This is a genomic window from Thalassotalea litorea, from assembly GCF_043642205.1.
GTDB classification, from domain to species: domain Bacteria; phylum Pseudomonadota; class Gammaproteobacteria; order Enterobacterales; family Alteromonadaceae; genus Thalassotalea_A; species Thalassotalea_A litorea.
Genome location: NZ_JBHZSG010000004.1, coordinates 87,431 through 102,379, shown reverse-complemented (window position 1 = coordinate 102,379; position 14,949 = coordinate 87,431). Strand labels below are relative to the sequence as shown.

Genomic DNA, 14,949 nt, shown 5'->3' with positions numbered 1-14,949 from the left:
AGAGACGTTTTTATGAAGTTTGTCGATAGTCGAAATATTCGTACATTTATTGTTGGGTGCTTGGCCGTTATGTTGGTGAGCGCTTGTCAGGTTACCTGTGATCTGGATCAGCGACCTTTGGTTACTGACGTTGTTAACCCTGGGTCTCATCACGGTAGCGCAGAATATAACGCATTAGCCGAGATACTTGCGCAACTAGACGCTGTCGATGTGCTTTTGGTGTCCGATCACACCTTACCCGAGCATTTTAATATGGGTACTGGTGGTGCACAGGGCAAAGAGCGGGTGTTTATCGACCCTGCTTCAAAAGTTTTGGCCAGCGAGCTCAATAAACTTGGTTTAAACAGTTTTACTTTAAACGTTGAAGATATGACATTTGGTCGAGGAGAGTTAAACGATAAAGCATCGGTGAATGCTGCGTATAGTGATTATGACACAGTGCTGAAAAAAGCCGTTGAGAATGGTATTTCTATTATCTCCTTGCATTTTGATGCCGATATTTTGATTGCAGAAGGTGACTTAGAGGCAAATTACATCGGTGGCACCCAGATTATTTTCGATCCGGAGCATTTGTCGTCCGGCTCTTATCGCCTTGGATATTCCCTGCTTCATGATTATCAAATTCTTGAATCTTTACTCGCAGCGGGTTTTCGTCCACGCCCAGGTTACCGTCATGAGTTCCGTTTTCAGGCTAATCAGACCTTAAAAATTATTGGTGACAGCGCCGGTGGCGGTTTGTTACTCGAATTAGCATCTCAGGAACAGGCTATGCGTTTGTACCGAAGCCCGGAGGCGATCGTTGCAGCGTTGCAGCCGAGCTTGCAATTACTGGCCCGGGGAATTAACGATTTTCGTTGGCAACTTTCTCATTCTGAATAAATAATTAATTTAATAACAATCAGTTAAATAATAATGATAAAAACATTTTCACTAAAAAATATGCCCCGGCTGTCGCGCACAATGCTTGTTGCTGCGATGACGACAGCCTTATCTTCCTGTGCCACAACGAACTCAGGCGTTAATTCTGATTTTCAGTCGGAAAATTATTCCTCGCGAGTCCGTTTTCTGGTGATGCACTATACGGTCAGCGACTGGCAAAGCTCGTTAACCACTTTGACCAAGCCTCCCGGTGGCGTCAGTTCTCATTATCTGATTCCAGAGCCGGATGACGAATCTTATGAGGAAGGCAAGCTTGAGGTTTATCAGTTGGTGGATGAAACTCAGCGAGCCTGGCATGCTGGCGACAGCCAGTGGGAAGATCGCAATGCTATCAATGACCAGTCAATTGGTATTGAACTGGTCAATCGAGCCGATTGTACGTATCAGCAGGATAATCCTCGCCTCGACTATCGCAGCGATTATCTGTGTGACTATAAAGAATTTTCACAACAGCAAATTCAGCTGTTGATCAAACTCAGTAAGGATATTCTCAAGCGCCATCCTGAAATCACCCCGACACGGGTCATTGGTCACTCTGATATTCAACCGGAGTGGAAATCTGATCCCGGGCCACGTTTTCCCTGGTATACCCTGTATCAGCACGGCATTGGTGCCTGGTATGAACAAGAGGCATTATTTCGACATTGGCAGCACCTGACACAGCAAGAGCTGCCGGACATATCGCAGGTTCAATGTGCGTTAAAACAATATGGTTATGGGATTGAATTGACCGGTGTTTATGATGAGCAAACCCATGACATTATCCGTGCTTTTCAGTTGCATTTTCGTTCCTGGCAGACAGATGGTATTGCCGATTATCGAACGGTAGCGACCCTTTGGGCATTGCTTGAAAAATATTTTCCTCATTCCGTTAATGAACAAGGAGACTTTTTCTGTCATTTTCAGGATGAGTTTGAATTTAACCCTGAATACAATGAGCGTCGCGGCGTGTTTACCCCAACCTCTGCAGGTCAATGATGAAAGGCATTGCATATCGGTTTAACCGATACAAGCTCACTGGAATTATCGGTTTAATGTCGAGAAGATAGAATTTATTGAGTTTTTCTCCGGGTAAATCCATGTCACTAGAATTCTGCTCTGCGACTGAGCTGCTAACGTTATTTCGCGATAAATTGGTCTCACCCGTAGAGGTGCTTGCCGCGTATCGCCAGCAAGTAGCGCAAGTCGAGCCTCAGGTGAATGCATTTACCTCAGTATTTTTTGAGCAGGCACGTGCCGCCGCTAAAAGTGCTGAGCAAGATTATACTCAAGGCGAATACAAACCCTTATCCGGGTTACAGCTGGCGATCAAGGATGAAACTTATATTGCCGGTCAGCCAATGACCAATGGTTCATTACTGCTCAAAGATAATATCTCCACAACCACAGATCCGGCAGCGGAACGTTTGCTTAACGCCAATGCCAGTATTCTGGGGCGAACTACAACGCCTGAATTTTCCGCATCCAGTGCAACCTGGTCACATTTATGGGGCATTAGTCGAAATCCCTGGAATTTAGATGTCACCTGCGGTGGCTCGTCTGGTGGTAGCGCCATTGCAGTTGCCAGTGGCATGTGCAGTTTTGCCAATGGTACCGATATTGGAGGCTCGGTGCGGATCCCAGCTGCTATGTGCGGCATCTATGGGTACAAGCCACCGCACGGACGTATAGCCGAAATCAGCCCGTACAATATCGACCCTTATTGTCACCATGGTGTCTTAGCTCGTTGTATTGACGATATTTTGTTGGCTTATGAGCATATGAAGGGACCCCATATTCAGGATTCTCATTCCTGGATACCCGATAGTTTTTCCCCGATGGCAGATTTACCCAACGTCAAAGGCATGCGCATAGCGGTTTCTCAAAACCTTGGTTTTTATCAGGTTGAACAGGACATACTTGATAATTTGCTGGCATCGGCAAAATTACTGGAGCAAGCAGGTGCCATTGTTGAGCTCGTCGATATCGACTGGGATGAGCAAGTTATCCAGACTGCAAAAGTGCATCAACGTTCGTTAATGGGAAAGTTAATGTTGCGTGACCATGGGGCGCCAAAGTTACGCTCAACATTGACGCCATACGTACAACAATACTTGGAAAAAGTAGCAGCGACTACCTTGGATGATGTGTTTGAAGCTAATCTTCATGTCTGTCAAATGTGGGACAAAATCGCCCCGGTGTTCGCCAAATACGATGTGCTGCTTTGCCCTACGGTGGCCACGACCCGGATCCCGGCGGATTTTGATTACTCAAAAGACACTGTCATGATTAATAACAAACAAGTGGATGCTAACAAGGGATGGTTTATGACCTACCCGTTTAATAGTCTGGGCCAGTGTCCGGTATTAGCGATGCCTAATGGCATGTGTGGTAACCAGGTGCCAAGTTCGTTGCAAATTGTTGGTCGTCCCTATCAGGAAGCTCCGGTTTTCGCGGTTGGTAAATATCTGGAAACCTTACAACCATTGCGCTGGTATCAAAATCACTTTCCAGGCTTTTCATCTAGTTCGTATCCATAAATCAATAAGGCGTTGGTGAATATCGGTTCGACGGGCTTGAATGAATGTATCGGATAGTTCCACTCTGTATTGGCTAAAGTAATTCTTTTGATGATGGCTTTCAATGCGATGCATTGATAACCTTACATAAATTGAACAGGTTCTAAAGCCGGTCACTCACCGAATGTACGGCTCTACTTTGTTTTCATTACCATAATGCCAATAAGAAAACTTATATTATGAAAAAGCTATTATCCAATATCAGCGTTCTATTTTTATTCCTATTCTCAGCTGTCGCGGCATCTTCGCCGGCTTTAGATAATCCTTGGTCAGAGATCAGGAAAAATCGCATTGAGCAGTTGCTGCCCGATGCGTTACAGACTGCCAATGTCGATGCCTGGTTGATTATTTGTCGTGAAAATAATAATGATCCGCTGGCCGAACATGTTGGTTGTGAAAATGCCGGCGCTACAGCGGCATTTATGTTTTACATTGACAAACATGGTTTTCACTCTATCGCATTCTCCCCTTCCAGCGAGTCAACGGCGCTGGCAGAATTAAATTTATTGAACAAAGTCGTTTCGGTACCACGTGGTGAATCAGCCATTCAATATGCGTCTGAATTTATCAAACAAGCCCAGTTTAAACGTATCGCTATCAATTCGTCAGATACCAATGCTCAGGCAGATGGTTTGAGTTATAGCCAGAGAAAGCAATTAGAACAAGATCTGGGTAAGGGCTTTGTGCAACGACTCGTGTCGTCTGATGATGTTGTTTATGAATGGTTGTCGATAAAACTGCCAGAAGAAGTTGAGATCATGACCAAGGCGGCGGAACTTACGGCACAGTGGCAAATAGAGGCTTACCAAACCATAATTCCGGGTCAGACAACCGATGCCGATGTTGCCAGGTTCCTAAAAGAAAAAATGGCAGAACATGGCGTTGGCGATGCCTGGGCGCCAGATCAAAACCCAAATGTAAACTCCGGCCCTGACAGGGGCCATTCACACGCCACCGATAAAGTGATCATGCCTGGTGACGTTATTCAAACCGATTTTGGCATTAAGCTTTATGATCGCTGGGTTAGTGATATTCAAAGGTTTGCTTATGTTTTGAAACCCGGTGAAACAGAACCTCCTAAGAACATACAGTATTACTGGGAAAGTGGGCGCGATGCTGGCTTCGCCGCTTTTAAGGCGATGAAGCCGGGCGTTCGCGGTATCGATGTTGATGCCGCGCAAAGTAAACTAATGAATGAACATGGTTCTGAACACGTAATGTGGAGTACCGGCCACCCCGTTGGGTATGTCGCACATGATACTGGGCCTAATCTTGGTGGTTCTCGAGGAGCAACGGTTCGACCTGCCGCATATAAGACACTTAAGGAAGGTATGGTGTTTGCCTTTGATGGCTTCCATAGTTGGAAGCGTGGCGATGGTACGTTGAAGACGATTTCCGTTGAAGAAATGGTGGTAATTGAAAACGACGGAGCTCGTTACCTGATTCCTCCGCAACAAGAACTTATTTTGATACCGGTAAATCGCGATTAAATAGACAGAAAGGTCGAGTTCAAGCGATCATAGTTGTTGATATTTCATAGCTAAGATCGCTTAATTTAACTCTCGCTCATTAATTCTTTGCCAAGCACAGTAAACTCATCAACTAACCAGTTTAAAGCAATGCCCATGGCTCCCTCACTATGCCAGATCATATCGACGCAGTGGGGAAAGGTAACGGTTTGATGGGTCGTGGGGAGTTTAACCAACGCGCCGGACTGTAAATCTTTTTTAATACTGGCAACCGGTAATTCTGCCCAACCAAAGCTGTTGCGAACGGCTTCTATTAATAAATTGTTGTCATTGGTATACCAGACCGACGTTGATAGCTCACTGTCAAAACGACGAAATCCTGCCTCGGCATCGGTAATGCGCAAATGTCGATAAGTGGCCAAATCCTGAGGGGTTACAGCGGATAGCTGAGCTAAAGGATGCTCCTTACTGACAACGGTACTGTAATGGGCGTGGCTTATTCCCCGAAACGCAAACTGTTGTGGATAATCATCTTGAGATAAGGCAATGGCCAGATTCACTTTATTTTCGTTAATCAGGTGGTAGGCCTGTTGATGCGGCGAGTTATAAAGTAGCAGTGAGGTATGCGGAAACTTTTCCTCAAACTTGGCGGTAAGTTTAAGCAGCTTAGTGTGAGGAAATGCAAAACTATCGATGGCAATAGCAATTTCCGGTTCCACTTCCTGTGCCAGGTTAGCGATGCGGCTGGTCAGGTTGTGATGACTATTCAATACCGCATTGATGTCATTTAATAATGATAATCCTTCCGGCGTTAATTTTGGTGACCGACTAGAGCGGTCGAACAAGGCAAACCCGGCATCTATTTCGAGATTCATGATCAGTCCGGAGATAGACGATTGTGCCTTGCCAAGCTTTCGGGCCGCCGCTGAAAAGCTGCCGGTTTCGACGGTAACTTTGAATGCCTGAAGTTGTTCTAAAGATAACTGCATAGCCGATTTCTTATTCTTATCCTTTAGCAAAAACTATAACGATTTTGTTGTTCAAACGAAATCAAAGATATCGGTTTTTACGATGTTTTTGTGTTTTTTTTATTCATTTTGCCAGGTTTTTCGGATCATCGTCTTAAACCGAAACTTTTTGGTTGTTTTTAACTCGTTGTTTCTATTGGTTAAATATTTTATTTTTATTGTTTGTATTTGTCGGAATAATTTAAACCTTCTCAACTATCGCTTAAACCGATAGTTATTAACTTTACCTTCTTTTCTTAATTTCCGATTCTAACCTCACCCTGATTATCTGTGGCCGTGAGTCATTGATAGTAAAGACAAAAATAATAAACACTTAGTTGAGGTTGAAAATGTTGCCGTTCAATATCCGCAAATCGGCGTTGCTTATCACAGCCGCCTTGTTTACCAACCAGGCGTATGCTGAGGAGCAAGCACCTGAGACATCGTTGAAAGACGAAGCGAAAGACATGGAAGTGATTGAAGTAACGTCACTTGGCCGCGAAAGCCTGGCCAGTAAGGTGCCAATGAATGTAACCGCCATCGGTGCTGAGGAACTTCGTACCAAAGGTATCACTAACATTAAAGATTTATTTGCCGACAGCGTAGAAATCAGTGCTCCGGGAAATGGCGCTCGTTTTAACCAGTCCGTGACCGTTCGTGGTTTGAACGTTTCAGCGGTACGCGCAACCAACCTTACCTATTTTGAACGTTCAACACTTGCGTATTACCTTGATGCAACTTCATTGCCTCAACTTGGCTATCGAATAAAAGATGTCGAGCGCGTTGAGACCTTACTTGGCCCGCAAGGCACCCTATATGGCGGTGGTAGTTTAGGTGGTACGGTTCGCTACATTACCAATAAACCAGATGTTGACGGCTTTACCTTCGATTTTAATACCAGTATTTATCAGGTGAAAGAAGGTAGCTTAAGCCACGATACTGATATGACGTTCAATGTTCCATTAAGCGATACTCTTGCTGTTCGTGCTAATTTTTCTCGTCTCGATGATAATGGTTATGTCGATCGTTATAAGCAAGCGATCTGGTGGGAAGAAGATGAGTACCGTAAAGGCAGCCCTGAAGGTCAGTTTTTCGAAGATGACGACTGGGAAGAGACCACCTCTGGTCGTATCCAGGTAAAATGGACTCCGTCTGACGAATTCGATATTAATTTCTCATACATCAAACAGGAGCAGACTGCCCATGGTACGACGGCTGCGAGCCGTTGGGACGTTGCTGAGGCCTGTGAAGCGTTTTACTCTGGAACCGATTGTCCTTACCAGGAACGTGAAGGCGCGCCACTGCAATATGATCGCTATACGCTGCAACGCGCGCACGAAGAATTTACCGATCGAGATTTTGAAATGTCGTCGGTAGAACTAAATTGGGATATTGGTTTTGCAACGATCACAAGTTCTACCGCTTATTATGATCAAACCAGCGATGGTCAGGGCGACTACTTAAACTATGGCGTGCTTTATTACAATGTCTTCGCGGGTATTCCTGGGCTTGGATTTAATGACACCAATGAGTCGGCCTATGTACTCTACGACAACTCTTATAGCGGCATCGAGCATGAAACTCGCTTGACCTCGAACATCAATGGAGACTGGTCCTGGATTGCCGGTATCTATTACTCTGATCGTGAAAGTAGCCTGAAATTCTGGGAAGTTTACCCGACCCTGGATCAGGCTATGATCGATGCCTGGGGTTTTGATCCGGTTGAAGCGTATCCTGAGCGTCAGTATATCGATTCCGGTTATTTTGAAGATATCAACTCCAACTATAAAGAAATCGCACTCTATGGTGAATTGAATTACCAGATAACCGAAAAGTTAATGTTAACGGCTGGTGCTCGGGTATTTAACTGGGAAGATACTAACAACCGTAATATTTCCGATTACACGGGTTGGTTAGGTGTCGATGATAAGACCACAACTAACAAGGGTACGGGCGAATCTATCTTTAAATTTAACGCTGCCTATACTCTCACCGATGACCAATTGGCCTACTTCACGGCTTCCCAGGGGTTTCGTCGTGGTGGTACCAACAGTTATCGTGATGATGGTGACTTGATTGTTTCCGAAGAAGCACAAGTCTTTCAACCTGATGAAACTACAAACTATGAGTTAGGCTACAAAGGGACCATGCTTGATGGCGATTTTTACTTTCAGGCCGCCGTGTACATGATTGAATGGGCCGGCACACAAACCTATAACAGTCAAAGCCTGTTTGGTTTCCCTTTAAATGGTACCAACAATGGTCCGGATTCAGAATCAAAGGGTGTTGAATTGCACGCCCGTTATAACATCACAGATAACTGGACGGTGAAATGGGCAGCGGCCAATGCCAGTGCTGAGTTTGTTGAAACCAAATCTGTGTGTATCTTTGAAGGTGATGAAAATACGCCAGGTAATCAATGTCGTACCTGGTATGAGGGCGGTGAGTTAGGTGGTACTCCAGACTGGCGCCACAACCTGAGCGTCAACTACTATCAGGAAATCGGAGACGGTGCTTTGGATGCTTCTATTCGAGCGCGTTATGTTGGAGAGTTGTATTCGGACCGCGTTGATACAGCGCCAGATGAAAACGGCGATTTGATTGAGTACCCGCCATTCAAGTTCGAATCTTACACCATCTTTGATGCATCAATTAGCTACGCTATGGATAACTGGAAAGTAACCGGCTGGGTAGACAATATTACCAACGAAGATGCGCAAACATCCTATCATTTCGATGGTGGTCCATTTGGCTATAACACCATCTATGTGACACCAAGAACTGTTGGTATTAACTTCTCTTATAACTACTTCTAATCCGGTGGGATAAGAGACTCCTTAGAAGTTGTTTTTTCAAAGGGCCTTCGGGCCCTTATTTCATGGACGAATGTATGCCCGGTTAGCTGCTTGCATGGATGTAGGTATGTCGATTGTGTCTGTCGTTACATGGACGTAATTTATTAGAGCAATGCATGGAGCAATTGCCGAGAACTGACAATCGATTCAATTGCCGAGAACATACAATCGATTAGTAGTACCTTTCCTCCTATACCCAAATAGGGGTGCAAGCCTTTGCTCAATCCGGTTATTATCGGGTCAACAATCCTGAGGCAATCATGACATCAATAACAATAAAACCTAGCCAGATTGCTAATAAGACAGCTAATTGGTCCGAGCGAATGGGTTATTTTGCCCTGCTCTGGGTCGCCATGATGGGCGCCGCTGTTACCACGTTAATGCCACTTATTCTTGGTGCATTTTCTGATACCGGCCATTTCACTATCCAGCAGGTTGGCTGGCTAACGTCAGCGGACGTGGCGGGAATTCTGATATCCAGTGCTTCGGCATTTTTATGGGTTCGTAATGTTTCCTGGAAGCCGGTCGTGGTCATCACTCTAGTCGGCTTTATTGTTAGCAACGCTATTAGCGCTCAGCTTAGCGATTACAGCTACCTTTTACTGTGTCGATTTATTGCCGGTTTATGTTGTGGAGTGAGTTATGCCATCGCCCTTGCGGCATTAGGCGATAAAGATAACAGTGATAAAGCCTTTGGCGATGCAGTTACGCTGCAGGTTATCTATGGCACGTTAGGATTTGCCATTTTGCCCTGGGTTATTGAAAACTGGAGCTTAGCCGGGATTTTTCAATTCTTCAATATCAGTCTGCTGATCACCTTAGGTTTGGTGGTCTGGCACTTTCCCAAAAACAAACGAACCGATACTTCCTCCTCCCCATTAACCAACATTCACTTTTCTCCGGTAGCGTTAATCTTCTTTGCCATTGTTTGTTATTACTTTGCGCAAGGCATGATCTGGGCACATTTGGAGCGAATCGGCGATGCCCATGGCATTAGTAGATCGGATATTGGCCTAATATTGTCGGTTGGCTTTGGCATTAGCGCGCTCGGTTCCTGGTTATCAGGAATTGTCGTAAATAAATTTGGTCGAACTACCTCTTTGTATATGACGCTGGCGTTGCAGCTAGGCTGTATTAGTGCGCTCATGTTAATGAATGAGTCGTTCGCCTGGATAATTTACGCGATAGCGACGATGATCTATCAGATATTCTGGAGCTTTGTGGTGCCAATTATGATGGCCATTTTTAATGACAGCGATAAATCCGGACGATTAATTGTGTTTTGCATTAGCGCTTTTAAACTCGGGTTGGTGGCGGGTCCACCGGTCGCAGGATTTATTCTGACTTATTATACTCAAAATCATGTCATTGCCCTCGGTGCCGCAGCCATGGTATTGAGTCTGGCCTGCTGCCACCTGGCAACCAAGAAACTGAAATAATGCTAAATTTATCAGATAGCTATCGCATCAACCGATAGCTTCTAACTGCCTTCAGTCGACGAATTCCGATAGCTTAAACCTATCTTAATTTTTTATCGGAAATGGTCGTGAAGAAAATAACAATAATCCCCGCAATAGTATTTGTATTCTGTGCCTTTTTCAGTCTTTCCTTAGTTGGCTGCGGCGGCTCAGGTGACTCAAAGCCCGCTGCCCCTGCTCCCGTGGTAACGCAGCCAGAAAATCAAGAAACTGTGACTGCGGTTGCGGAAAATAAACTCGGTGTCTGGCTGTGGTATATCGATGAAGCCGGGTTGGTAAAAGGTGATCATCAATCGATGGCTAAGTATTTGGCAGATCTTGGGGTAAAACGTGTTTTTATCAAAATTCACGACATTAATTATTTCTATGAAGACAATGCCATAACCTTCACCGATGCAGGTGTCAGCTGCGGTGTATGGCAAGATGCCTGTGAACCTTCGAATCTGCAGTATTATAAGAACATGGGTATCGAACCTTGGGCCTGGACCTACAATGATATCGGTAACACCGCCGTTCAGGTTGATATGCTAGAGGCGGCCATCGCTATCGGTTATCAAGGCTTTGTTATGGATATCGAAGTCGAGTTTGATCATAATCCTGACGCACTGGAAACCATTATGAAAGCACATCGTGATGCGCTCAATGACGCCGTTAATGCTGGCGATACCGATGCCTCTTTCTTACTTGGTGTAACTTCCTGGGGTAATCCAAAAGATCATGGTATGGCCATTGATATTATCGATCAATATGCAGATTTTCATATGCCACAAACCTATGTGGAAAAGTGGGGGCTGACGAATCAAATAAAGGAGACCATAGCGCTTGGAGATTGTGAATATCAGACATTGGGCGCAACTAAGCCGGTATGGCACATCGTATCCCACGAAGATAAAGTGTTAAGTGTCGAACAATTGAATGAGTTTATACGCTACGCAGGCCCGAATGCTTCACTCTGGCGCATTCACACGCCTGAGCTGGCTACGGATATCGAAAAGATGGCGTGGAATCAAACCGAGTATGTTGCGAATGAATGCAGTCATTGGGCCATTGAATAGCCAAGATTAGAGATTGTCTTTGCCAAATACCTGTAGCTAAATGAGGTTGAAATCGCTGTTCACGAGTTGCTTCAGGGAGTGATTGGTATAAGATTTTAATCCCTTCTTATTTGCAAAGCGCCTCATCAAGGCGCAACCCGGCAACAAATTTATCTTTGGGAATGTCCTGATTGAGTACTAATGAGGTTTTAACCGTACCGCGGTGAATATACTTGCCCGATCCCGTGGCAATACCCACATGGGTAATCACCCCGTCTGCCCAGTCTCCATAGGTATTTTTTAAAAAGACGATATCGCCAGGAAGTAAAGCGTCAATGCGATTAATTCGACGACCAAATTCTTCACTTGCCAGAGAATCCGCATGTTCAGGTAAAAGTAAATCTTCTGCACCGAGAAGTGCTTTATCCCAGGGATCCATAGTTTCCAAAGCGGCAAATTCTGAACCGCAGGCTTGTACCAGAACTTCCCGGGTCCAATTCATGCACTGCTCCATTTGGTCTTTACGAAAATATTGGTTTTCCCAGGGCATCGCCGCATTGATTATTTTGTCAGCCGCTGGCAATGCAGTATCGCCGTCGTTTGCACAGACGTTGAATGAGGAAAGCGCCAGAAACGCGGAAAAACTAAAAAAACGAATAGATTTCATGGGTCATTGCTCGACTTAGCATAAGTTACAATACCTAAGTGTTTCAAACTCTTGAGAGGCTATCAATCCTTAGCTGAAAATTATTCATTTGTTGTTTAAATTCAAACATCTAACTTAACTAAGTGGTAGTGTGATAAATATCAGGAACCGGGTTGAGACATCGTGCCTGTGGGTTTCTGAACAATATCGCAGACTGGTCTTGGGAACCAGACACTACGTGGGGTTTATGGGGTACCCGGGTTGAGATTCTGCATACGTATGCAACACTTAAATGCAATACATACGTATGCAGATGTTTGCTCCCAAAGCTTAAATTAACGACACTTACAGCCAGAATTATAATTTTGCCTGAAAATTAAGCAGTTGTTGCAATTGAATTTGTTATGACTGAATTATCGTCCTAACGCTGGACAGATTCGATTACTTAAAGAGAAACGTTTTATTATGGCGACAGCAACGAAAAAACCGTTAACCGCGGCGCAATTCAAAACCAAGGTTCTTCATCATTTGAATTTCACTTCCAGTGAAGTCGATTTTCAGGACAATCCAACGGCCGTTTTACGTGCTGTGTGTCTGGCAGTGAATGAAGTGGTTTATGAAAAGCTTAAGGAAACAAATGCCGCTCATACCGAACAACAAAGCCGCAGTGTAAATTACCTATCCCTTGAATATCTGATGGGGCGTATGCTTTCCAATAACCTGCATAACCTGAACTTGTTTGAAGTTGCGAACAAAGCGGTTGCTGATTTAGGGTTTGAGCTGGAAGATATTTTCGAAGAAGGCCACGATTTGGCGTTAGGTAATGGTGGCTTGGGTCGCCTTGCCGCTTGTTTCTTAGATTCTTTAGCAACCCTGGATTACAACGCTGTAGGGTACGGTATCCATTACCAGCATGGCTTGTTTGAACAGCAGTTTCACGAGTGTCGTCAAATTGAAACGCCGGATGAATGGCGTGAGTATGGCAACCCATGGGAAGTATGTCGTCCTGAAGCGGTTCAGGAGATCCCGTTATTCGGTTCAGTAGAAACCCAGACTCAGGTTGATGGCAGTGTTAAGAAAATCTGGCACCCTGGGCAAATCATCAAAGGGGTTCCATGGGATGTGCCGATTGTCGGTTACAACTCAAAAACGGTAAACGTGTTGCGTTTATGGGAGTCCCGTGCCTGTAGTCATTTTGACTGGGACCAGTTTAATGCTGGTGATTATCAGGATGCACACAGTGCACAAAATCAGGCAGAGACGATTTCCAAAGTTTTATATCCAAATGATGAAACCGAAGCGGGTAAAGAGTTACGTTTTATTCAGCAATACTTTTTCTGTGCCTGTTCAATCAAAGACATCATCAAGCGTTATCAGAAACAATACGGCGACGACTGGTCAGAATTTGCCAATCAGGTTGTCATACAATTAAACGATACTCACCCAACTATCGCCATTCTTGAGCTAATGCGCACGCTAATGGACGATTATGACTTTAGCTGGGACAACGCCTGGGCAATGTGTCGTCAGGTATTTGCTTATACCAACCACACGTTACTACCAGAAGCGCTGGAGAAATGGGCAGTTGCCATGTTTGAACGCGTATTACCGCGTCACCTGGAAATTTTGTATGCCATCAATGAGCAGTTCTTAAATAATGAAGTGGCGCGTATGTGGCCGGGTGATGTACAAATGCGTGCTCAACTGTCGATCATTGAAGAAGGCCAGCAGAAAATGGTCCGCATGGCACACCTTTGTGTTGTTACCTCGTTTAAGGTGAATGGTGTGGCACAGATTCACTCGGATCTGGTGCAATCTGATCTGTTCCCTGAGTTTAATGCCCTGTATCCGGGTAAATTAACCAATGTCACTAATGGTGTTACGCCACGACGTTGGTTAAAAGCCTGTAATCCTAAACTATCCAAGCTGCTGGATACGGTTGTGAAAAAAGACTGGGCGAAAGAATTGTCCAGCTTAAATGCGGTGAGTGAATATGCCGACGATGCTAAATTCCAGAAGAAATTCATGGACATCAAGCATGAAAACAAGCTTAAACTGGCCGCTGAAATTAAAAGTCTGACGGGTATCGAAGTCAGTGCCGATGCAATTTTTGACGTCCAGATCAAGCGTTTGCACGAGTACAAGCGTCAGCATCTGAACTTCTTGCACATTCTTGGCCTATACCGTCGTCTTCTGGAAAATCCAGATTATGATATGCAGCCTCGGGTATTTATCTTTGGTGCGAAAGCGGCGCCTGGCTATTACCTGGCTAAAGAAATCATTTATGCGATCAATAAGGTCGCTGAGCGCATCAATAATGACACGCGCATCCAGGGCAAACTGAAAATCGTGTTTATGCCCAATTACCGGGTAACGCTGGCAGAAAAAATCATTCCAGCTGCCGATGTTTCTGAGCAAATCTCTACCGCAGGTAAAGAGGCTTCGGGTACGGGTAACATGAAGCTTGCGCTAAATGGTGCGGTTACGATCGGCACACTTGATGGTGCGAACGTTGAAATTGCCGAAGAAGTTGGTGATGACAATATCTTTATTTTCGGTAATACCGTCGATCAGATCAAAGCGATGCAAGTGGAAGGTTACAATCCTTGGGATTTCTACCACGCCGATGAAGAGCTAAAAGAAGTTATTGATTGGCTACGGGGTGATTTCTTCACACCGGGTAAGCCGGGTGAACTTGCGGCGATTGCACATAGTTTGCTCGAAGGTGGTGACCCGTATCGCGTACTTGCCGATTATGCGGATTATGCCAAAGCACAAACAGAACTTGATGTCGCATACAAAGACACCAAACGCTGGGCACGCATGGCAATTTTAAATACGGCGAAGATGGGCAAGTTTACATCCGATCGTTCCATTGAAGATTATGTGAACAATATTTGGAAATTAACACCGCTTAAGTAGTTATCGCTATTTGCCCGCAAACGGTTGTGGGTAAGCGGTGA

The 14,949-nt window shown here is 44.8% G+C and carries 10 protein-coding genes; 8 read left to right on the top strand and 2 right to left on the bottom strand.

Annotation, left to right across the window (positions count from 1 at the left end; genetic code table 11):
* Positions 1-12 precede the first annotated feature (12 nt).
* The 4 genes from ACHUFQ_RS03410 to ACHUFQ_RS03395 all read left to right on the top strand — a co-directional run bounded on the left by ACHUFQ_RS03410 (position 13) and on the right by ACHUFQ_RS03395 (position 4,987).
* A complete protein-coding gene (locus ACHUFQ_RS03410) occupies positions 13-879 on the top strand; it encodes a hypothetical protein (RefSeq protein ID WP_394172983.1) in 867 nt (288 codons plus the stop codon).
* Positions 880-975: 96 nt separating this feature from the next.
* Entirely contained in the window at positions 976-1,917 is a 942-nt protein-coding gene (locus ACHUFQ_RS03405; protein WP_394172981.1) for an N-acetylmuramoyl-L-alanine amidase, read from the top strand.
* 101 nt (positions 1,918-2,018) lie between these two features.
* Positions 2,019-3,458 (top strand): amidase, encoded by a 1,440-nt coding sequence (locus ACHUFQ_RS03400; RefSeq protein ID WP_394172979.1) that lies wholly within the window; start codon positions 2,019-2,021, stop codon positions 3,456-3,458.
* A gap of 218 nt (positions 3,459-3,676) precedes the next feature.
* Positions 3,677-4,987, top strand: a complete 1,311-nt coding sequence (locus ACHUFQ_RS03395; protein WP_394172977.1) for a M24 family metallopeptidase — start codon at positions 3,677-3,679, stop codon at positions 4,985-4,987.
* Between the two features lie 65 nt (positions 4,988-5,052).
* Here ACHUFQ_RS03395 and ACHUFQ_RS03390 read toward each other — a convergent pair whose 3' ends face one another.
* Entirely contained in the window at positions 5,053-5,955 is a 903-nt protein-coding gene (locus tag ACHUFQ_RS03390) for a LysR family transcriptional regulator (RefSeq protein WP_394172976.1), read from the bottom strand.
* Between the two features lie 368 nt (positions 5,956-6,323).
* On the opposite strand from ACHUFQ_RS03390, the gene ACHUFQ_RS03385 reads away from it, so the two are divergent.
* The 3 genes from ACHUFQ_RS03385 to ACHUFQ_RS03375 all read left to right on the top strand — a co-directional run bounded on the left by ACHUFQ_RS03385 (position 6,324) and on the right by ACHUFQ_RS03375 (position 11,361).
* Positions 6,324-8,789, top strand: coding sequence for a TonB-dependent receptor (locus ACHUFQ_RS03385; protein ID WP_394172974.1), 2,466 nt, complete (start codon positions 6,324-6,326; stop codon positions 8,787-8,789).
* A gap of 299 nt (positions 8,790-9,088) precedes the next feature.
* Positions 9,089-10,267, top strand: a complete 1,179-nt coding sequence (locus tag ACHUFQ_RS03380) for an MFS transporter (RefSeq protein ID WP_394172972.1) — start codon at positions 9,089-9,091, stop codon at positions 10,265-10,267.
* 107 nt (positions 10,268-10,374) lie between these two features.
* Positions 10,375-11,361 carry a hypothetical protein gene (locus ACHUFQ_RS03375; protein ID WP_394172971.1) on the top strand — a complete coding sequence of 329 codons (987 nt, stop codon included), beginning with the start codon at positions 10,375-10,377 and terminating at the stop codon, positions 11,359-11,361.
* 106 nt (positions 11,362-11,467) lie between these two features.
* Here ACHUFQ_RS03375 and ACHUFQ_RS03370 read toward each other — a convergent pair whose 3' ends face one another.
* A complete protein-coding gene (locus ACHUFQ_RS03370) occupies positions 11,468-12,007 on the bottom strand; it encodes an NlpC/P60 family protein (protein ID WP_394172969.1) in 540 nt (179 codons plus the stop codon).
* A gap of 444 nt (positions 12,008-12,451) precedes the next feature.
* Here ACHUFQ_RS03370 and ACHUFQ_RS03365 point away from each other — a divergent pair, with 444 nt between their 5' ends.
* Positions 12,452-14,908, top strand: coding sequence for a glycogen/starch/alpha-glucan phosphorylase (locus ACHUFQ_RS03365; protein ID WP_394172967.1), 2,457 nt, complete (start codon positions 12,452-12,454; stop codon positions 14,906-14,908).
* The last annotated feature ends 41 nt before the right edge of the window (positions 14,909-14,949 follow it).

Excerpts from the sequence above, each read along its gene's own strand:
- ACHUFQ_RS03410 (WP_394172983.1), top strand. The coding sequence starts at position 13 with ATGAAGTTTGTCGATAGTCGAAATATTCGTACATTTATTGTTGGGTGC.
- ACHUFQ_RS03405 (WP_394172981.1), top strand. The coding sequence starts at position 976 with ATGACGACAGCCTTATCTTCCTGTGCCACAACGAACTCAGGCGTTAAT.
- ACHUFQ_RS03400 (WP_394172979.1), top strand. The coding sequence starts at position 2,019 with ATGTCACTAGAATTCTGCTCTGCGACTGAGCTGCTAACGTTATTTCGC.
- ACHUFQ_RS03395 (WP_394172977.1), top strand. The coding sequence starts at position 3,677 with ATGAAAAAGCTATTATCCAATATCAGCGTTCTATTTTTATTCCTATTC.
- ACHUFQ_RS03390 (WP_394172976.1), bottom strand. The coding sequence starts at position 5,955 with ATGCAGTTATCTTTAGAACAACTTCAGGCATTCAAAGTTACCGTCGAA.
- ACHUFQ_RS03385 (WP_394172974.1), top strand. The coding sequence starts at position 6,324 with ATGTTGCCGTTCAATATCCGCAAATCGGCGTTGCTTATCACAGCCGCC.
- ACHUFQ_RS03380 (WP_394172972.1), top strand. The coding sequence starts at position 9,089 with ATGACATCAATAACAATAAAACCTAGCCAGATTGCTAATAAGACAGCT.
- ACHUFQ_RS03370 (WP_394172969.1), bottom strand. The coding sequence starts at position 12,007 with ATGAAATCTATTCGTTTTTTTAGTTTTTCCGCGTTTCTGGCGCTTTCC.
- ACHUFQ_RS03365 (WP_394172967.1), top strand. The coding sequence starts at position 12,452 with ATGGCGACAGCAACGAAAAAACCGTTAACCGCGGCGCAATTCAAAACC.